The 20,223-nt window shown below is 71.4% G+C and carries 15 protein-coding genes; 9 read left to right on the top strand and 6 right to left on the bottom strand.

Annotation, left to right across the window (positions count from 1 at the left end; translation table 11 throughout):
- Positions 1–96 precede the first annotated feature (96 nt).
- Positions 97–1,200 (top strand): hypothetical protein, encoded by a 1,104-nt coding sequence (locus tag ACWIHY_RS11020; RefSeq protein WP_454375333.1) that lies wholly within the window; start codon positions 97–99, stop codon positions 1,198–1,200.
- A 19-nt stretch (positions 1,201–1,219) separates the two neighbouring features.
- Here the strand turns inward: ACWIHY_RS11020 and ACWIHY_RS11025 are convergent, their stop codons facing one another.
- From ACWIHY_RS11025 to ACWIHY_RS11035, 3 genes are all read right to left on the bottom strand, one after another.
- Positions 1,220–2,050, bottom strand: a complete 831-nt coding sequence (locus tag ACWIHY_RS11025) for a hypothetical protein (protein ID WP_454375334.1) — start codon at positions 2,048–2,050, stop codon at positions 1,220–1,222.
- A 182-nt stretch (positions 2,051–2,232) separates the two neighbouring features.
- Complete coding sequence (locus ACWIHY_RS11030; protein WP_454375474.1) at positions 2,233–3,354, bottom strand: metallophosphoesterase; 1,122 nt, start codon at positions 3,352–3,354, stop codon at positions 2,233–2,235.
- A gap of 161 nt (positions 3,355–3,515) precedes the next feature.
- Complete coding sequence (locus ACWIHY_RS11035; RefSeq protein ID WP_214974229.1) at positions 3,516–4,628, bottom strand: LacI family DNA-binding transcriptional regulator; 1,113 nt, start codon at positions 4,626–4,628, stop codon at positions 3,516–3,518.
- A gap of 349 nt (positions 4,629–4,977) precedes the next feature.
- On the opposite strand from ACWIHY_RS11035, the gene hisC reads away from it, so the two are divergent.
- From hisC to ACWIHY_RS11065, 6 genes are all read left to right on the top strand, one after another.
- Positions 4,978–6,057, top strand: coding sequence for a histidinol-phosphate transaminase (gene hisC, locus ACWIHY_RS11040; protein WP_454375335.1), 1,080 nt, complete (start codon positions 4,978–4,980; stop codon positions 6,055–6,057).
- 228 nt (positions 6,058–6,285) lie between these two features.
- Complete coding sequence (locus ACWIHY_RS11045; protein WP_454375336.1) at positions 6,286–7,794, top strand: cytochrome ubiquinol oxidase subunit I; 1,509 nt, start codon at positions 6,286–6,288, stop codon at positions 7,792–7,794.
- A gap of 18 nt (positions 7,795–7,812) precedes the next feature.
- Positions 7,813–8,814 carry a cytochrome d ubiquinol oxidase subunit II gene (gene cydB, locus ACWIHY_RS11050; RefSeq protein WP_454375337.1) on the top strand — a complete coding sequence of 334 codons (1,002 nt, stop codon included), beginning with the start codon at positions 7,813–7,815 and terminating at the stop codon, positions 8,812–8,814.
- A 15-nt stretch (positions 8,815–8,829) separates the two neighbouring features.
- On the top strand, positions 8,830–12,576 hold the full coding sequence (gene cydD, locus ACWIHY_RS11055) for a thiol reductant ABC exporter subunit CydD (protein WP_454375338.1): 3,747 nt from the start codon (positions 8,830–8,832) through the stop codon (positions 12,574–12,576).
- A gap of 108 nt (positions 12,577–12,684) precedes the next feature.
- A complete protein-coding gene (locus tag ACWIHY_RS11060; RefSeq protein ID WP_454375339.1) occupies positions 12,685–14,400 on the top strand; it encodes a sensor histidine kinase in 1,716 nt (571 codons plus the stop codon).
- Between the two features lie 124 nt (positions 14,401–14,524).
- A complete protein-coding gene (locus ACWIHY_RS11065; RefSeq protein WP_454375340.1) occupies positions 14,525–15,652 on the top strand; it encodes a peptidoglycan DD-metalloendopeptidase family protein in 1,128 nt (375 codons plus the stop codon).
- Positions 15,653–15,741: 89 nt separating this feature from the next.
- On the opposite strand, the gene ACWIHY_RS11070 is transcribed toward ACWIHY_RS11065, so the two are convergent.
- Positions 15,742–16,608, bottom strand: coding sequence for an HAD family hydrolase (locus tag ACWIHY_RS11070; RefSeq protein ID WP_454375341.1), 867 nt, complete (start codon positions 16,606–16,608; stop codon positions 15,742–15,744).
- A 187-nt stretch (positions 16,609–16,795) separates the two neighbouring features.
- Here ACWIHY_RS11070 and ACWIHY_RS11075 point away from each other — a divergent pair, with 187 nt between their 5' ends.
- Positions 16,796–17,695: an LLM class flavin-dependent oxidoreductase gene (locus ACWIHY_RS11075; protein ID WP_454375342.1), complete on the top strand. Its 900-nt coding sequence runs from the start codon at positions 16,796–16,798 to the stop codon at positions 17,693–17,695.
- A 122-nt stretch (positions 17,696–17,817) separates the two neighbouring features.
- Complete coding sequence (locus ACWIHY_RS11080) at positions 17,818–18,516, top strand: maleylpyruvate isomerase N-terminal domain-containing protein (protein WP_454375343.1); 699 nt, start codon at positions 17,818–17,820, stop codon at positions 18,514–18,516.
- A gap of 69 nt (positions 18,517–18,585) precedes the next feature.
- On the opposite strand, the gene ACWIHY_RS11085 is transcribed toward ACWIHY_RS11080, so the two are convergent.
- The gene (locus tag ACWIHY_RS11085) at positions 18,586–19,128 is read right to left on the bottom strand and encodes an RNA 2'-phosphotransferase (RefSeq protein WP_454375344.1); all 543 of its coding nucleotides are present in this window, start codon (positions 19,126–19,128) and stop codon (positions 18,586–18,588) included.
- Between the two features lie 132 nt (positions 19,129–19,260).
- Positions 19,261–20,193, bottom strand: coding sequence for a MerR family transcriptional regulator (locus ACWIHY_RS11090; RefSeq protein WP_454375475.1), 933 nt, complete (start codon positions 20,191–20,193; stop codon positions 19,261–19,263).
- Between the last annotated feature and the right edge of the window lie 30 nt (positions 20,194–20,223).

A 20,223-nucleotide genomic window follows, 5' to 3' on the forward strand; every position in this document is an offset into this window, starting at 1 on the left:
GGCCCCTGCCTCCCGGGGCGGGGGCCCCTCGCAGGGCGGTAACGGAAGAGCCAAGAGCCGCCCGCTCCTTGATCGTTGGCGTCTACGCTCCCCACCATGGGCGGAATCGACGTGGCCAATGGAGTGGTGGGCGCCTTACTGGGCATGGTGTTCGCCACGCTGTTTCAGCAGCCCTTGCAGGATGCCTGGTTCAGGGTCCGCAGACGCTCGGCGAGCGCGCTGCGCAGCATGCGCGTCCACGGGGAGCCGAGCCGCGCCTGGACGACGTTCGCCCTTGGACCGCTGCACACCTCCGCCCTGATCGTGGAGGGCGACGGCGATGCGGTGATCACCAACGAGGCCGTTCACATCCAGGTCCTGGACGAGGAGATATCCCTCCCCGCAGACATGGCGGGCTGGCGCGCGGAGATCGACGCCGAGAGCGCTCAGCTGGGGGCCGAGGGCCGTACACCGGTGTGGAACGGACCGCGCTACGCGGTCGAGGCGTTCGACATCTCCCGGACCGCTCTCGACGAGCGGCCGGAGGTCCACCTGCGGCTGCGACCCACCGACTACTACACGTTTCTGGCGGCCCAGCAGCTCGACCGCCGGCTGCCCAGCGGAGGCACCCCGCGCTCCCGTTACCTCGACCCGGACGACCCGCTGCAGGCGCCGGCCTTCCTCCAGTGCAGTTTCGCCGTCAATGTCGCCGTGGTGACCGCCGACGACATGCTGGTGGTCAGCAGGCGCAGTGAACGGGTACGGATGGCGCCCGGCGTGTGGAACTCCTCGGTCAACGAGGGGCTGTCCCGGCACATCGACTCGTCCGGCCGCAACGCCCCCGACCTGTACGCCGTCGCCCGGCGCGGGATGCGGGAGGAACTCTCCCTGGAGCCGCCCGAGTACTCCCTCGCTCTCCTGGCCTTCGTGCTGGACGTCGACAAGCGCCACTGGAGCGCCCACTTCTACGCCAGGCTCAAGACCATGACCCGTGAGGGTGTCGAGGCACGGATGAGCAGAGGCGTCGCCGACCGGTGGGAGCACCAGACGACGGAGTTCGTGCCGTTCCGCCCGGCGGACGTGGCCAGGTACCTGCTGCGTGCGGACCGGATCCACCGGTGGGCGCCGCTGGCCCCCGCACTGTTCCACCTGGCGCTGGTGCACGTCCACGGCCGCGCCTCGGTGGAACGCGCGGAGGCGCAGGTGGTGCGGCGGCTGTAGTCGCCCGGTGTGCCGGGGACTACTCGGGTTTGTGGTCGGGGCCGCCGAAGTCGGGGCTGGAGAAGTCCGGGCTGGAGAAGCTGGGGCGGGGACCCGGTGTGGTGCCGCCGTCCGGGCCCGGGCTGCTGTAGTCCGGGCGTGAGTACCCCAGGTCGGGGATGCGTCCGGAGGGCCGGCGCGGCGCCGGGGCGGCCGGGCCCGGATCCGGTTCGGCCAGGGCGTCCCGCAGGAACGGTACGACGCCCCGCTCCAGCAGGGCGTGACGCCAGGCCTCCGCGGCCCTCTCCACTTCTTGCGTCCGCTCACCGCCCCGTCCGTCGGGGAATCCGGACGAACCGTTGCGCAGAGCCGTCAGCAGCAGGCCGACGGCGGCGACCAGGATGCCGGCCGCCGCGAGCGCGGCGAAGAGCCAGCCGGCGGTCATCAGGGTCCGGGCGAAGGCGGGTTCGGGCGTGAGCATGGTCAGCAGGTACCCGATGACCAGGAAGATCGCGGCGGCGGTGCCTGCCAGTACGGGTGTCAGAACGGCGACGACGGCGACGACGCCCGCGCCCACCGTCTCGGTGGCCTCGCCCATGCTGAGGACCGAGCCGGTGCGGGCGGCTGTCGCGGGAGGCGTGCGTACGTCCTCGCGGACCTTCACGTAGTGGTCGTACTCGGCGGCGGCGGCCGTCGCGATCAGCGCACTGGCGTTCATGGCCGCGGTGCGCAGTTGTGCCGTGTTGAGCCGCAGTCCGACGGAGGCCAGTTCAGGGCGGTCGTGAGCGGTGCGCAATGCCTCGTCGAGGACGCGTTCGAATTCCGGGCGGTCCTCGGCCAGCAGGTGCGGAGCGCTGCTGTTCATGTGCATCCCCCGATGCTCCGTAGGGCCGGACAACCCGCGACGAGCGGGTAATTGGGCGGAAACGGAGGAGAGCCTGCTACGGATAAGCCGATGGTAGAGCGCCTACGGCACGGGGTGACAGGGGGTTTCCGGAAATAGGCCCAGTGGTAAGTGCGGTATGTATATGGCCGCGCCTTCCCCCGCGGAGTTCAACCATGCAGGGGGAGTTGGACCACCAGCAGCTTTCCGGCCATGGTCACGCCGCCGTCCATGGCGATGGCGAGCCCGTCGGCGTACACATGAGGACCCTCCACGACCGGCCCGGAATTCTCGTCGTCGCCGTCCGCGCTCTCATTGCCCACTTCGCCCAGCAGGTAGGGAATGGGGCTGTGACCATGGACGATGCGCTCGCCGCCGTACGCGTCGAGGAGTTCGCGCACCGCCTGGGCGCCACCCTCGTCGCGGAAGGCGAAGCGCTTGGTGAGTTTGCGGAAGACGTCCCAGCATTCGTCGGCGTCGTTGCGCGTGAGAATGGCGTGGACTGTGTCGTTCACGTCCTCGATGGTGCTGCCGTAGTCCAGGTAGGCCGTCGTGTCGGAGTGCGTCAGCAGATGCCCGTCTTCCAGCGCGACCGCGTCGAGGCGGGACATCCACTGGAGGTGTACGTCCTGGAGCCGGTCCATGTCGGCCTTCTGGCCGCCGTTGAGCAGCCAGGCGGCCTGGAAAGTGGCCGTGCCCGCACCGGAGTTGACCGGCGTGTCGCCGAACCGTTTGGCGCCGATGAGCAGCAGCTCGTGGTTGCCCATGAGGGCTTTGCAGTAGCCGCCGGCGGCGGCTGCCTCGGCGGACAGCCGCATCACGAGGTCAATCACGCCGATGCCGTCGGGCCCGCGGTCGGTGAAGTCGCCGAGGAACCACAGCCGGGCGTTGCCCGCCGCCCAATGGCCCTCGGAGTCGATGAGCCCCTGCTCGGCGAGGGCGGCGTGCAACTCGTCGAGGTAGCCGTGGACATCACCGACGACGAAGAGCGGGCCGAGGCCCTCGCCGACGGCGGGCCGCGGCTCGGTGCCCGGCTGCACGCTCACCTGGAGCGTGTCGCCGGGACCGCCACGGGTGATCACCGGGAGGTCCCGCTGGGTGGGGGTGTACCCCTCGGGCTGCTCGTCCACGGCGTAGGCGCTCCCGTAGGTGCTCCCGTACTCGTTGCCGAAGGCGTTCGTGTGTGCGGGATCGGGGGCCTGGGCGTACGGAGGTACGCGGAAGTCCCGCAATGTCGCCGTCCGCACCGCGGGTCCCTGACCGGCCCCCTGAGTCATCGACCCCTCCACCACCGTCGCGCGCCGCCGTACACCTTTGGGTCCCACCTGGTCGTGGTTGGTCCGCGGTGTCGTGCGCCCATCATAGGAATGAGGCTCGTGCTCTGTGACGCACCAGGGGTGGTGAATCCGTGTGCGCTGGAGGTTCGCCGGTTGTTTCGTCCCAATTGGGGAGGTCAGTCCCCGGCAGGTGAGCGCGGCGGGCTCACCGTGGTGCGTGGCGGCCGGCGCTGGGAAGACGTCCGGACGATGAGTTCGGTCGGTATCACCTGTTCGACGGGACTGTCGGTATTGATGCCCTCGATGGCGTCGATGAGGAGCTGGACCACGGCTGTGCCGATGCGGCGCGGCTTCAGCGAGAGCGTGGTGATGGGCGGTTCGGTGGCGGCGTACACGGTCGATTCGCTGCAGCAGACGAGCAGCAGGTCCTCGGGTACGCGCAGGCCGTAGCGGCGGGCGGCGGCGAGCAGGTCGGTGCCGTTGGGGTCGAAGAGTCCGTACACGGCGTCGGGCCGGTCGGGGCGGGCGAGCAGCCGGTCGGCTGCGACGGCGCCGGCGCACGGGTCGTGCGCGGGATAGGACTCGTAGACCGGGTCCTGGCCGACGCGCTCGCACCAGCGCAGGTACGCGTCGGTGGACAGGCGGGTGTACGTGTCGGTGGTGTTGCCGGTGAGCAGCCCGATGCGGCGGGCTCCGGCGTCGGCGAGGTGGTCGAGCAGGTCGAGGACCGCGGCTTCGTGGTCGTTGTCGACCCAGGCGGTCACGGGCAGGGTGCCGGCAGGCCGGCCGTCGGAGACGACGGGAAGGCCCTGGCGTACGAGCTCGGTGACGACCGCGTCCTGGTCGGACGGGTCGATGACGACGGTGCCGTCGAGGGCGACGTTCGACCAGACGTCGTGCCGGGAGGTGGCGGGAAGGATGACTAGGGCGTACCCCCGGGCGAGGGCTGCGGAGGTCGCCGCTCTCGCCATCTCGGCGAAGTACGCGAATTCGGTGAAGGTGAAAGGTTCATCCCCGTACGTGGTCACGGTCAGGCCGATGAGGCCCGACTTGCCGGTACGGAGGGTTCTGGCGGCCGCGGACGGGCGGTAACCCAGTCTCTCGGCGACCTCGCGAACGTGGCTTCGGGTGGCGTCCGGGAGCCGGCCCTTGCCGTTGAGCGCGTCCGAGACCGTCGTGATGGAGACACCGGCTGCGGCGGCGACGTCCCGAATGCCCGCTCGTCCTGGCCGGGTGCTCCGCCGGGGGGTTTCCGTCCGGCTCACCTGATGCTTCCCTGCTGCTGTCATGGCGAGCCGATAGTAGGGCTCGGGCGGGTGGTTAGGGCGGATGCATATGCACTCGTTGACAGGCACGTTTCTGCAAGGCTAAATCACCCCAATGGCCTTGGAATATAAGGCAGTTGGGGAATTCGGTCGGTCAGTCACGCTTGTCGACCGGCACAGTCCTGCCCAGTGGTCTATGTCTCGAAGAGGTCTCAACTCACCTTCACGAGGGACGCGCGCCACGGAGTGAGCCACCGGCGCGCGCCCGGCCGGGGAGCGCTCCCCCCATTCCGTGCGCCCGCCATTCGCACGGGTGCGCAATCCTCATAAGGTGAGCAGCATTGGCGGTACGTACGGTCGAGGAGGACCCGAAGTGAGCGAGACGAGCCCCAAACTGCGCGCGGTGCTGGAAGGCATTCCCACTTACAAGCCGGGGAAGCCCGCCGCCGCCGGGGGACCGGTGGCGTACAAGCTGTCCTCCAACGAGAACCCCTATCCGCCGCTGCCCGGTGTGCTGGAGGGCGTGATCTCCGCGGCCGGGAACTTCAACCGTTACCCGGACATGGCCTGCACCGGGCTGATGAACGAGCTCGCGAACCGGTTCGGGGTGCCCGTGTCGCACATCGCGACCGGTACGGGATCCGTCGGAGTGGCGCAGTCGCTGCTCCAGGCGACCTCGGGGCCAGGCGACGAGGTGATCTACGCCTGGCGGTCCTTCGAGGCGTACCCGATCATCACGCGGATCAGTGGCGCCACGGCGGTGGAGGTTCCGCTGACCGACGGGGACGTGCACGATCTGGACGCGATGGCCGACGCGATCACCGAGCGGACCCGGCTGATCTTCGTCTGCAACCCGAACAACCCGACCGGCACGGCGGTGCGCAGGGCCGAGCTTGAGCGCTTCCTGGACCGGGTGCCCGCCGACGTTCTGGTGGTGCTGGACGAGGCGTACCGGGAGTTCGTGCGCGATGAGGACGTGCCGGACGGCATCGAGCTCTACCGCAGCCGCCCGAACGTGGCGGTGCTGCGTACCTTCTCCAAGGCGTACGGGCTGGCCGGGCTGCGGGTCGGGTTCGCCGTGGCGCACGAGCCGGTGGCGGCGGCGCTGCGCAAGACGGCGGTGCCGTTCGGCGTGAGCCAGCTGGCGCAGGACGCGGCGGTCGCCTCGCTGCGGGCCGAGGACGAGCTGCTCGGCCGGGTCGGCTCGCTGGTCTGTGAGCGCAAGCGGGTGTACGACGCGCTGGTCGAGCAGGGCTGGAACGTGCCGGACACGCAGGCGAACTTCGTCTGGATGCGGCTCGGGGAGCGTACGGCCGACTTCGCGGCGGCCTGCGAGAAGGCCGGCGTCGTCGTGCGGCCCTTCGCGGGTGAGGGGCTGCGCGTCACGATCGGTGAGGACGAGGCCAACGACATCTTCCTGCACACCGCGGCGGCGTTCTTCAAGGAGCTGTAAGTCACACGCCTCTGCCCGGCCTGCGCGCTCCGCCTTGGTTGTGGTGGCCGCGTCGCCGCTCTTCCTTGCTTTCCTGTGCCCTCGTGCGCCTTTACGGAGGTGTCCGAGGGCGCAGTTGTACCCCCCGGCTGGATGTCGCGAAAACCGTGTGCGCCATACTGGTGCTTGTGAATGTGAACGCGTTCACAAGCTCACCAAGCTCCGATGCGATACGAAGGAGAAGGCGACGTGGACCTAGCGCTGGCGCCGGAGACTCTCGCGCGATGGCAGTTCGGCATCACCACCGTCTATCACTTCCTTTTCGTCCCCCTGACGATCTCGCTGGCCGCGCTCACCGCGGGGCTGGAGACCGCCTGGGTGCGAACGCAGAAGGAGAACTACCTCAGGGCCACGAAGTTCTGGGGCAAGCTGTTCTTGATCAACATCGCGATGGGTGTCGTCACCGGCATCGTCCAGGAGTTCCAGTTCGGCATGAACTGGTCCGACTACTCGCGCTTCGTGGGGGACGTTTTCGGGGCGCCGCTGGCCTTCGAGGCGCTGATCGCCTTCTTCTTCGAGTCCACCTTCATCGGGCTGTGGATCTTCGGCTGGGACAAGCTGCCGAAGAAGATCCACCTGGCCTGCATGTGGATGGTCTCGATCGGCACGGTCCTGTCCGCGTACTTCATCCTGGCGGCCAACTCCTGGATGCAGCACCCGGTCGGCTACCGCATCAACGAGGAGCGCGGCCGGGCCGAGCTCACCGACTTCTGGCGCGTCCTCACTCAGGACACCGCGCTCACCCAGTTCTTCCACACCATCACGGCCGCGTTCCTCGTCGGCGGCGCCTTCATGGTCGGCATCGCCGCCTTCCACCTGGCGCGCAAGAAGCATGTCCCGGTGATGCGCACGTCGCTGCGGCTCGGGCTGATCACCGTCGTGATCGCCGGCATGCTCACCGCCGTGAGCGGTGACCTGCTCGGCAAGGTCATGTTCAAGCAGCAGCCGATGAAGATGGCCGCCGCCGAGGCGCTGTGGGACGGCGAGGCGCCGGCGCCGTTCTCGATCTTCGCGTACGGAGACGTCGACAAGGGGCACAACACGGTCGCCGTCGAGATCCCGGGCCTGCTGTCCTTCCTCGCCAACGACGACTTCTCCTCGTACGTCCCCGGCATCAACGACGTCAACAAGTCCGAGCAGGAGAAGTTCGGGCCCGGCGACTACCGGCCGAACATCCCCGTCGCGTACTGGGGCTTCCGCTGGATGATCGGCTTCGGCATGGCGTCCTTCTCGCTCGGCATGCTCGGCCTGTGGCTGACGCGCAAGAAGTTCATGCTGCCTGCGGCGCTGCGGACCGGCGACGACGAAGTGCCGAATCTGGTGCTCTTCAAGAGCAAGCCGCTCAGCGCGAAGTTCACCAAGTGGTATTGGATCGTCTCGCTCTGGACCATGGGCTTCCCGCTGATCGCCAGCTCGTGGGGCTGGATCTTCACCGAGATGGGCCGCCAGCCCTGGGTCGTGTACGGCGTGCTGCGCACCAGCGACGCGGTCTCCCCCGGCGTCTCGCAGGGCGAGGTCATCGCCTCGATGACCGCCTTCACGCTGCTCTACGCGATCCTCGCCGTCATCGAGGTCAAGCTCCTCGTGAAGTACGTCAAGGCCGGACCGCCCGAACTCACGGAGGCCGACCTCAACCCGCCCACCAAGATCGGCGGCGACCACACGGACGCCGACCGGCCGATGGCCTTCTCGTACTGAGGACTGAGGAGCTGAGGTATGGAACTCCACGACGTCTGGTTCGTACTCATCGCCGTTCTGTGGACCGGCTACTTCTTCCTGGAGGGCTTCGACTTCGGAATCGGTGTCCTGACGAAGGTGCTGGCCCGTGACCGCAAGGAGAAGCGGGTCCTCATCAACACCATCGGACCCGTCTGGGACGGGAACGAGGTGTGGCTGCTGAGCGCCGGCGGCGCGACCTTCGCCGCCTTCCCCGAGTGGTACGCCACGCTCTTCTCCGGGTTCTACCTGCCGCTGCTGCTGATCCTGCTCTGCCTGATCGTGCGCGGAGTCGCGTTCGAGTACCGGGTCAAGCGGACCGGGGAGCGCTGGCAGACCAACTGGGAGCACGCGATCTTCTGGACCTCGCTGCTGCCCGCGTTCCTGTGGGGCGTCGCCTTCGGCAACATCGTGCGCGGCGTGAAGATCGACGCGGGGATGGAGTACGTCGGCACGCTGGGCGACCTGCTCAACCCATACGCGCTGCTGGGCGGACTCGTCACCCTGACGCTCTTCACCTTCCACGGCGCCGTGTTCGCGGGGCTGAAGACGCTCGGCGACATCCGGGAGCGGGCGCGGAAGCTGGCGCTCAAGCTCGGGGTCGTCACCGGGGTGCTGGCCGTTGCCTTCCTGGGCTGGACCCAGGCAGAGAACGGCGACACGGCGAGCCTCGTCGCGATGGCCGTGGCCGTGGCCGCGCTGGTCGCCGCGATCGGGTTCACGGTGGCCGGGCGCGAAGGGTGGGCGTTCGGGCTTTCGGGGGTGACCATCGTGGCGGCGGTTGCGATGCTCTTCCTGACGCTGTTCCCGAACGTCATGCCGTCCTCGCTGAACGACGCGTGGAGCCTCACGGTCACCAACGCTTCGTCCACGCCGTACACCTTGAAGATCATGACCTGGTGCGCGGGGATCGCGATGCCGGTGGTGCTGCTGTACCAGGGCTGGACGTACTGGGTGTTCCGTAAGCGGATCGGCACGCAGCACATCGCCGATGCGCACTAGTGGGGGATGTTTCACGTGAAACCGATCGACCCGCGCCTGCTCCGGTACGCCCGCGCCACCCGCCTCTTCCTGGGGGCGGTGGTGCTCCTCGGGCTGGCCGGGGCGGGCCTGGTCGTCGCCCAGGCCATGCTCATCGCCGAGGTGGTGGTGGGGGCGTTCCAGCGGGGGCTGGACGGCTCGGAGTTGCGTACCCCGCTGGCGCTTCTGGCCGCGGTCGCGCTGGGCCGCGCGCTGGTGGCCTGGCTCACCGAGCTCGCCGCGCACCGCGCGAGCGCGGCGGTGAAGTCGGAGCTGCGGGGGCGGCTGCTCGAGCGGGCCGTCGCGCTCGGGCCCGGGTGGCTGACCGGGCAGCGGGCGGGCTCGCTGGTGGCGCTGGCGACGCGGGGCGTCGACGCACTGGACGACTACTTCTCGCGGTACTTGCCGCAGCTGGGCCTCGCGATCGTCGTGCCGGTGGCCGTGCTCGCGCGGATCGTGACCGAGGACTGGGTCTCGGCGGCGGTCATCGTGGGGACGCTGCCGCTCATTCCGCTCTTCATGATCCTGATCGGGTGGGCCACCCAGGCGCGGATGGACCGGCAGTGGAAGTTGCTGTCGCGGCTGTCCGGGCACTTCCTGGACGTCGTAGCCGGACTGCCGACCCTCAAGGTGTTCGGGCGGGCCAAGGCGCAGGCCGAGTCCATCCGGTCGATCACGGCCGAGTACCGGCAGGCCACCCTGCGCACGCTGCGCATCGCGTTCCTGTCGTCGTTCGCGCTGGAGCTGCTGGCGACGCTGTCGGTGGCGCTGGTCGCGGTGGGCATTGGCATGCGGCTCGTGCACGGTGACCTGGATCTGTACACGGGGCTGGTGATTCTCGTACTGGCGCCCGAGGCGTATCTGCCGCTGCGGCAGGTCGGGGCGCAGTACCACGCGGCGGCGGAGGGGCTGGCCGCCGCGCAGGAGATCTTCGACGTACTGGAGACGGAGCCGCTGAGGCCCGCGGGTCGCGCGGACGCGCCCGCAGGGCCGCTGCGGGTCGAGGAGGTGACGGTCCGCCACGCGGGGCGGACCGAGGCGTCGCTGGACTCGGCGTCGCTGGTCGTCGGCGAAGGCGAGACGGTCGCTGTCGTCGGGCCGAGCGGGGTCGGGAAGAGCACGCTGCTGAACGTCCTGCTCGGGTTCGCCCCGGTGGACGAGGGGCGCGTGCTCGTCGGCGACGGGCCGGGCGCGGTGGACCTCGCGACCGTGTCGATGGAGCGGTGGCGGGAGCGGATCGCGTGGGTCCCGCAGCGGCCGTATCTGTTCGCGGGGACGGTCGCGGAGAACGTACGGCTGGCGCGGCCGGACGCGGACGCGGCGGCGGTGGCGGCGGCTTTGCGGGACGCCGGGGCGCACGACTTCGTCGCCGCGCTCCCCCAGGGGGCCGAGACACGGCTGGGTGAGGACGGCGCGGGGCTGTCGGCCGGGCAGCGGCAACGGCTCGCCCTGGCCCGGGCGTTCCTCGCCGACCGGCCGCTGCTGCTGCTGGACGAGCCGACGGCGAACCTGGACGGCGAGACGGAAGCGGGGATCGTCGACGCGGTTCGGAGGCTGGCGGCGGGGCGCACGGTGGTCCTGGTCGTGCACCGGCCGGCGCTGCTGGCCGTGGCGGACCGGGTGGTGGAGCTGGTGCGCCGGCCGGGCGGAGCGATTGCGGGGGCGGTGCGTCCGTCAGGGGCGGCAGGGGCACCCGCCCGCTCGCTCGTTGCTCCGGCGCTGGTCGACGGGCGTCCTGTGGCCGCTGCGGGGCGCGTGACCGGTGCGGACAGTGGCGTGGAGGACGTGCGGCCCTTCGGGGCGACTGCGTCTCCCACCGACGCGCCCGTGGGAGGCGGGCCGGCCGGCGCCGCGGGGACCCCCGTTGACTCGGTGGCCGGCGCCGGTCTGGTGGCGCGTGCGGACTCTGTGGTCCGGGGCGGCGCGGCGACGGCTGTGGACTCCGCTGCCCCGGCCGGGCCGGTGGGGGCGGCCGGGGGCGCGAGCGGTCACGGTGGGCGTGGGGTGCTGGGCCGGGTCCGGGAAGCCGCCGGAGAGCTGCGGGGGCGGCTGGGGCTTGCGTGGGTGCTCGGGAGCCTCGCGCTCGGTTCGGCCGTGGGGCTCATGGCCGTGTCCGGATGGCTGATCTCGCGTGCCTCGGAGCAGCCTCCGGTGCTCTATCTGATGGTCGCCGTCACCGCGACCCGTGCGTTCGGCATCGGGCGCGCCGTCTTCCGGTACGCCGAGCGGCTCGTGGCGCACGACGCCGTGCTGCGGATGCTCGCCGAGATGCGCGTCGCCGTGTACCGGCGGCTGGAGCGGATCACGCCCGCCGGGCTGCGCGAGGCCCGGCGCGGGGATCTGCTGTCCCGGCTCGTCGCCGATGTGGACGCGTTGCAGGACTACTGGCTGCGGTGGCTGCTGCCCGTCGGCAGCGCCGTACTCGTGGGCGCCGGCTCCGTCGGGTTCACCGCTTGGCTGCTGCCCGAGGCCGGGGCCGTACTGGCCGCCGGCCTGCTCGTCGCCGGCATCGGCGTGCCGTGGCTGAGCGGGGCGTGTGCCCGGCGGGCCGAACGGCAGCTGGCGCCCGCGCGCGGGGTGCTGGCCACGCGGATCGCCGACCTGCTCGGCGGTACGGCCGAACTCACCGTCACCGGCGCGCTGAAGCGTCGTACGGAAGGCGTCCGGGAGGCCGACGGGGTGCTGACGCGGATCGCCTCGCGGGGCGCGACCGCCACCGCCCTCGGCGGCGGGCTCTCCTCCCTGGCCTGCGGGCTGACCGTCGTCCTCGCCGCGCTCGCCGGGGTGCAGGCCGCGCACGAGGGGCGGCTGTCGGGGGTGACGCTGGCCGTGGTCGTACTGACCCCGCTGGCCGCCTTCGAAGCCGTCACCGGACTTCCGCTCGCCGTGCAGTACCGCCAGCGCGTCAAGCGCAGCGCGGAGCGCGTGTACGAGGTGCTGGACGCGCCGGTACCGGTGCGTGAGCCGAGGACGCCCGCCGCCCGCCCGGCGTCGCCGTTCCCGCTGGAGGTACGCGGGCTGAGCGCCCGGTACGCGGGGCAGGTGAGGGACGCCGTGGCCGGCTTCGACCTGACCCTGGAGGCCGGGCGGCGCGTCGCCGTCGTGGGCTCGTCCGGCGCCGGGAAGACAACGCTCGCCCAGGTGCTGCTGCGCTTCCTGGACGCGCGAGCGGGGACGTACACGCTCGGCGGTACGGCCGCCGCCGAACTCGACGGCGACGACGTACGAAGCCTTGTCGGCCTGTGCGCGCAGGACGCGCACATCTTCGACAGCTCCGTACGGGAGAACCTGAGGCTGGCCAGGACCGCCGCGACCGAGGCGGAGCTGAGGGAGGCCCTTGCCGCCGCCCGGCTGCTGACCTGGGTCGACGCGCTGCCCAACGGGCTCGACACGATGGTCGGCGAACACGGCGCCCGCCTCTCCGGAGGCCAGCGCCAGCGCCTCGCGCTGGCCCGCGCCCTCCTGGCGGACTTCCCCGTGCTCGTACTCGACGAGCCGGCCGAGCACCTCGACCTCGCCACGGCGGACGCTCTGACGGCCGACCTGCTGAAGGCTACGGAGGGCCGTACGACGCTGATCATCACACACCGGCTCCAGGGCCTGGACGCCGTGGACGAGGTGATCGTGCTGGACGACGGGCGCGCCGTACAGCGTGGCCCGTACGCGGAGCTCGTGGTGGCCGAGGGCCCGCTGCGGCGGATGCGGGAGCGGGAGCTGGAGGCCGAACCGCTCGCAACGCCCTGAAGGGCCGAAACGCGCGCCGCCCTGAAGGGCCGAAGCGCAATGCCCCGAGGGGCCGAAAGATCCGATGCCCGACTTTCGCCTTGAAATGGGGCTTATTAGGCTCGGGGCATGCCAGTGCAGGACGTGCCGGACCCGAGTGACCACCTCGAAGCCGCCACGCAGGCCGCCCGCAGCCTGCGGGGCCTGTCCACCGAACTCACGGCGCGCGTACCCCAGCTGCTGGAGGCCATGCGGTCCGTCGGGACCGGTCTCGAGCTGCACTCCACCCTGGACCGGATCTGCGAAACCGCCGCGGAGCTCGCCGACGCCAGGTACGCGGCGATCGGCGTCGTCGACGAAGAGCGCGACGGCCTCTCCGACTTCGTGACGTACGGCATGACCGAGGAGCAGACCGCGCGGATCGGGCGGGTGCCCGACGGCCACCACGGGCTGCTGGGCGCACTCGTCACGGACCCCGGGCCTGTGCGGCTCGGCGATCTGACCGCCGATCCGCGCTTCGCCGGATTTCCCGACCACCACCCCACGATGCGGTCTTTCCTGGGTGTCCCCATCCGCGTCCAGGGCGAGATCTTCGGCAACCTCTACCTCGCGGAGAAGCACGGAGGGGGCTCGTTCAACACCTACGACCTGCACATGGTCCGGGTGCTCGCCACCGAGGCCGGGATCGCCATCGGCAACGCCCGGCTGTACGAGGCGGCGCGGCAGCGCGAGCGGTGGATCGACGGGTCCGTCGCCGTCACCACCGCGCTCCTGTCGGGCGGCGACGCGGACGAGGCGCTCACCGTCGTCGCGGAACAGGCCCGCCGCCTCGCCGGATCGGCCGCCGGGATAGTGCTCCTGCCCGCCGAGGAAGGCGGCCTGGAGATCGTCGCCGTCTCGGCCGACGACCCGTCCGATTCGCTCGGCGTGGTCATCCCGCCGGACAGCCCGGTGGCCGCCCGGCTCCTCGCCGGCGAAGCGGTGTTCATCGGCGACTCGGCGAGCGACCCGCGCATGGTCACACGGCTGGCGCGGCTGTACGGGCCGATGATGCTGCTGCCGCTGCGCAGCGGTGGCCGGGTGCTGGGCGCCCTCGCCACTCCCCGCGCTCGGGACGCGAAACCGTTCACCGAGACGGAACGGACGCTGGCCACGCAGTTCGCCTCGCAGGCCGCGCTGGCGCTGATCATGGCGGAGACCCAGCGCGACCGGGAGCGGCTCGCGGTGTACGAGGACCGCGACCGTATCGCCCGCGACCTCCACGACCTCGTCATCCAGCGGCTGTTCGCCACCGGTCTGATGCTGGAGAGCGCCCGGCGCAGGACCGTCGTCCCCGAGGTGCGGACGGGGGTGGGCAGGGCGGTCGACGAGCTGGACGTGACGATCCAGGAGATCCGTACGGCCATCTTCGCGCTCCAGCAGGGCCCGGCCGAGGCGCCTTCGGGGCTGCGTACGCGCGTACTGCGGGAGATCAACATGGCGGCCGTGCCCCTGGGATTCAAGCCCGGGCACCAATTCGTCGGCCCGGTGGACTCACTCGTCGGCGAGCTCACCGGCAAGAACCTGATCGCCGCGCTGCGCGAGGCGCTGTCCAACGCCTTCCGGCACGCGCGGGCCTCCCGTATCGAAGTCGTCGTCGACGCCACCGCCGAGATGCCCGACGGGAGCCGTGGGGTGCGGCTCTCGGTCGCCGACGACGGGACGGGCATTCCGGCGGGCGGCCGGCGCAGCGGGCTGCGCAACCTCAAGCGGCGGGCCGAGTCGCTGGGCGGTACGAGCCGTTGCGGGCCGGGGCTCGGTGACGACGGCGGGGGCACGACGGTGGTGTGGGAGGCACCGCTGTAGGAAGCACCGGGGGCGTGGCCGAAGCACCTCCGCGGGCGCCCGGGTAGGCCGGATGGCGGGTCGACACCCCGGTGGTGCGACCTGGGTGCACGCGATCGGGGGGTGAGCGGGACACGATCCGTGGATGCACCTCGGACCCTGCCCGCGGCTCCTCGTGCCGGTTCTGTGCGTGCTGCTGTGCCTCCCCGCGCCTGCCGCAGCAGCTTCCGCCGCAGCCGTACTCGCCGCTCCCGCCTCCGTCTCCGCCGCAGCTCCCGCACCGTTCACCGCGTCGGCCGTTCCCGCCGGTGACGTCTCGCCCGACGGGCCCGCCATCGGCGGCGAGGTGGCGCGGCTGCACGAAGAGGCCGCCGAGGCGTCCGAGACGTACGAGCAGGGCAGGCGCGAGGCGCAGAAGCAGCTGGCGAAGGCTCTGCGCCTGGAGCGGCTGCTCACGCAGGAGCGGAACGAGATCGAGACGCTGCGCGGGGACGTGGGCCGGGTGGCGCGCGCCCAGTACCGGGCCGGCGGCGGAGGGATCGCGTACACCGCGAAGCTGCTGCTCGCGGACGACCCGCAGGAGCTGCTGGACGGACACCGCCTCGCCTGGCAGGCCGAGCTGGCCGTGTCCCGGATGCTGGACCGGGCGGAGCGCGCCGAGCGCAGGCTCGCCCAGGACGGACGGCTGGCGAGCGCTGCCTGGCTCGACCTCGACGCCCGCACGGAGCAGCTCGCGTCGATCAAGCAGGCCATCACGGCAAAGCTCGAGGACGCCCGGTGGAAACTCCAGGGCGAGGCCGACCGCAGCGTCGCGGCGGGGCGCTGCGCGGGCGCCGTACGCCTGGAAGAGGAGACACCGCCCACGACGCGCCCGTGGGTGACGCCTGTCGAGGAGTACGAGCTGTCCGCGGGCTTCGGCGGTGAGGGCACGCGCTGGACGAGCCGGCACACCGGCCAGGACTTCGCCGTGGACATCGGCGCACCGGTACGGGCCATCGGTGAGGGGCGTGTCGTCTCGGTGTCCTGCGGCGGCGGTTTCGGCATCGAGGTGGTCGTCGGGCACCCGGACGGCTACTACTCGCAGTACGCCCACCTGGCCGGTGTCATGGTCGACCAGGGGGAGCGGGTGCGTACCGGCCAGTGGATCGGGCAGGCCGGCACCACCGGCAACTCCTCGGGGCCGCATCTGCACTTCGAGGTACGGCTCACTCCCCACCTGGGGTCGGGGATCGATCCGGCGCCCTGGATGCGCGAGCGGGGGGCGGGTTTCTGAGGGCTCCGGGGCCGGTCCCGCCCTCCGGAGGCCGGTCCCGCCGCTCGAAGCCCGTCCCGCCCCGAGGCAGGTCCCGCCCCCGGTGTCGGCTACAGGGCGGCCAGGATTCGCTCGATGACCACTGCGACGCCGTCGTCGTTGTTCGCGACCGTACGGCCGGACGCCGCGGCCACCACGTCCGGGTGCGCGTTGCCCATCGCGTACGAGGTGCCCGCCCAGGCCAGCATCTCCACGTCGTTCGGCATGTCCCCGAAGGCCACGACCTCGGCGGGTGCGATGCCGCGCTCCGCACAGCACTGCGCCAGCGTGCTGGCCTTGGACACGCCGTAGCCGCTGATCTCCAGCAGGGCGGTCGGGCTGGACCGGGTGACGGACGCGCGGTCGCCCGTGGTCGCGCGGGCCAGGGTGAGGAAGTCGTCGGGCATCAGCTCGGCGTGGTGGGCGAGCAGTTTGACGACCGGGGCCCCCGAGCCGGGGGTCGGCTCCGACAGGAGCTTCTCGGCCGTGGCCACGGTCGCGCCCGGGTCGAGGTGGAAGGGCGGGTAGTCCGGCTCGTAGTGGATGCCGGTGGCGAGCTCGACCGCGAAGGACGTGCCGGGCGCGGCGGCGCGCAGCGCCAGGACGACGGCGAGGGCGTCCTCGCGGGCCAGGGGGCGGACCTGGATCAGCTTGCCGCCCGCGTGCAGGTCGACCACGGCGGCGCCGTTGGCGCAGATCGCCAGGCCGTGGCCGTGGACGTGGTCGCTGACGACGTCCATCCAGCGGGCCGGGCGGCCGGTGACGAAGAAGACCTCGATGCCGGCCCGTTCGGCGGCGGCGAGCGCGGCGATCGTACGGTCCGACACGGACTTGTCGTCACGCAACAGCGTGCCGTCCAGGTCGGTCGCGATCAGCCGCGGGGTGATGGTGCCGGCCGGGGCCGGCCGAGCCTGCTGAGGGTCGGTCGCTGAGGTCACGGATCCATCTTCCCGTATGGAATGCACGGGCGTGCGAAGGGGCGCACATCTGAGATCCGCACGCAGCGGGGCCCGGAGCGTACTCCCGGTCCGTGCTCAGATACCCGTTGCGGTACGCGCTCCGGTGCCCGCTCCGGCCGCCCCGGGTCCCCGCCGGTCCCGGCCGCGTCCGGCGTAGGGTCGTGGGATGCGCTTGAGTACCGTGATACTTCCCATCCGCCGTTGGTCGCAGGGCGGCCGTGACGCCTGGCAGCGGGCCGAGCAGCTCGGCTTCCACACCGCGTACACCTACGACCACCTGTCCTGGCGGACCTTCCGCGACGGCCCGTGGTTCGGCGCCGTGCCGACCCTGACCGCCGCTGCCGGCGCGACCTCGCGCATGCGGCTGGGCACCCTCGTCACCTCGCCGAACTTCCGGCACCCCGTGACCCTCGCCAAGGACCTCATCACCCTGGACGACGTGTCCGGCGGGCGCGTCACGCTCGGCATCGGCGCCGGCGGCAACGGGTGGGACGCCACCGCGCTCGGCCAGGAGCCCTGGCCCCCGCGCGAGCGCGCCGACCGGTTCGGCGAGTTCGTGCCGCTCCTCGACCGGCTGCTCACCGAGCCCGCCGTGACCCACACGGGCACCCACTACTCCGCCGACGAGGCCCGCAACATCCCCGGCTGCGTCCAGGGGCCCCGGCTGCCCTTCGCCGTCGCAGCGACCGGCCCGCGCGGGCTGAAGCTCGCCGCCCGGTACGGCCAGGCCTGGGTGACCACGGGCGACCCGAAGCTCTTCGAGTCGGGTACGCCCGATGAGTCGCTGGAGGCCATCCGCGGCCAGATCGCCAAGCTGGGCGCCGCCTGCGCCGAGATCGGCAGAGATGTCGGCGAGCTCGACAAGATCCTGCTCACCGGCTTCACCCCGGAGCGGAGCGGCCCGCTGGAGTCCCTCGACGCCTTCGTCGACTTCGCCGGCCGGCACTTCGCCCTCGGTTTCACCGAGATCGTGCTGCACGCGCCGATCGCCGACTCGGACTTCGCGGCTGACGAGAAGGTCTTCGAGCAGATCGCGACGGAGGGGCTGGCTCAGCTCAATTCCTGAGCCTCGGTGCGGCGGCTCTCGTTCCGCGCGGTATGGATCTCCGACGTCCCGGTTCCACGATCGCGGCCGGGAGCGCGGGTTCTGCGGGCCGGAGATCATCCGTCATGCCTAGGCTGGCCGGTATGGACGGGGAAACGGTCTTGGCGGCCTTCAGGGCCGAGTCGCAGCGCCTGTACGAGAAGGCCGGCGCGATCCCGGAAGCGGAATGGGACCGGCCGAGCCCGTGCGACCCCTGGACCGTGCGCGAGGTGTTCGCCCACCTGACGACCGCCGTCCGGCGGGTGGTCGACATGCTGGCGCAACCCGAGCCGGAGCCCTCGGGTGTGCTGGTGACGGCCGCCGGTTACTACGCGCCGGACGCCCGCTTCTCGCCGGGCACCAACGACGTGCGGGTCGCGGCCGCTCAGGACTCCGCGGCCGCGTACGACGACGGCCGGGCCCTCGCCGAGGACTTCGACGCCGTCTGGCGGGCTGTGGCCGCCGCCTGCGCCGAGGAGCCGGTGGAGCGCCAGATCCGCACCCGGCACGGTGATCCGATGCTGCTGTCCGACTTCCTCGTCACCCGCGTCGTCGAGGTGTGCGTGCACGGCTTCGACGTGGCCGCCGGTCTCGGCCACCCGCCGTGGCCGACCGGCGAGGCGGCGGACGTGGTGGCGCGGCTGCTGCTCGACGGGCGGCCGTACGACAAGCCGGTCACGGTGTCGGGCGCGGGCTGGGACCGTACGACGTTCCTGCGCAAGGCGACCGGCCGGCTGCCGATGACCGAGATCGAACGCACTGCGGCGGAGCGCCACGGGCTGCGCCGGCTCACGCTGGGCTGAGCCGTTCGGCGAGGTGCTGAGCCGGCCGGCGGGAGGCTGGGCCGATCGGCGCGGGACCCGGCGGGCGCTTTACTCGGGGAAGCGCAGGAACGCAGGCGGTACGGAATCGGTGAGCCAGACGCCGTTCGCGCTGACCCGGAACACATGGCCCGCGCGACGCATGGCCCCGGCATCCACGGCGATGACGACAGGTCGGCCGCGCCGGGCGCCGACGCGGGTGGCGGTCTCGCGGTCGGGTGACAGGTGGACGTCGTGGCGGGCCATGGCGCGCAGACCTCCGGCCCGGATCGCGTCGAGGCTGCGGGCGACGGTGCCGTGGTAGAGGTACGCCGGCGGCTCGGCCTCCGGGAGACCGAGGTCGACCTGGACGGTGTGCCCCTGGCTGGCGCGGATCAGGGGGCCGTCGACCGCGAACCGCTGTTTGTCGTTGGCGGCGACGACGTGGTCGAGTTCGGCGCGGGTGATCGGGAAGCCGTGCGCGGCCGCGGCGCGCAGGAGGGTGTCGATCTCCACCCAGCCGTTCTCGTCGAGCGTGATCCCGATGCGCTCGGGCTGATGACGCAGATGCTTCGCGAGGTACTTCGACACCTTTGTGGTGCGTCTTTCGTCCATCGCGTCAGAGTGCCCGGCGAGACGAGCGTCACGCCACTCATTTGGGCGACCAGGTTTGATCCACAGCCAACTCGACTTTTCCACAAGGGATTTGGCGGCTCTGTGGACAACCTCCATGAGAATTCGGCCTGATTAACCAACCTCTCCTGAAATCTGATAATTTGCGGCAAGATTGTCCAATGCTCTTGCGTGCACCTCTCGTTCGGCCGCCGCGGCGATGAACGCCGCCGCATTGGACGGTCCAACCAGCGCGTGAACAGCGCGCATTGTCTCCGCCGGGATCGTCACCGTCGTCTGCTCGGGCTGTGTTACGGGCGGCGTGGCCGCACCGAGGTGCTGCTGGAGGTGGCGGGTGGCGAACAGCCGCATGGCGCGGGCCAGTTCGGCGTCGACCGTCTGCTGGGCGAGCGGCCGCAGGCGCCGTACCAGCGTGGCCGCCTCCGCCGCGTCCGCGTCCGTGGGCGGCCGGTGGCCGAGGTAGCGGGCGAACACGTGCTCGGTGGTGAACTCCAGGAAACGCGCGGCAATGTGCTCCACATGTCCCCGAAGTTCCCGCAGATGACCGGAGATTGCGGACAGCGGCACACCCGCCGCGTGCAACTCGGCCGCCACCGCCAGTTCTTGCGGCGAGGGCACCAGGAATTGGTCCTCCCGGCCCCGAACGCGCTCCAGTACCCCGAGCTCCACCGCCTCGTCGACGGCCGCGTCGTCGGGCTGTCCGCCGAACCGCTCGTCCAGCTCGGCCCGTGAGATCCGGGCCGCCTCCTCGTCGGTCCACGGACCGCTGACCTCGGTGACGAGCCCGAGCACCCCTCCGAGCCCCTTCCCCGCGTCCCACGCCTCCAGAAGTTCCTTGATGCTGGCCAGCGTGTAGCCGCGGTCGAGGAGACCGGCGATCTGGTGGAGACGGGCCAGGTGCGTGTCCCCGTACACATTGGACCGCCCGCGCCGCTCCGGCCGGGGCAGCAGCCCGCGGTCCTGGTAGGCGCGGATCGTACGGACCGTGGCGCCGCTCAGGTGCGCGAGGTCCTCGATCCGGTACTCGGATGCCCGCTGCCCGGACACACTCACGCCCTCACTCCCTCACGCCTCGCC

This window comes from Streptomyces sp. NPDC055287 (assembly GCF_053646035.1).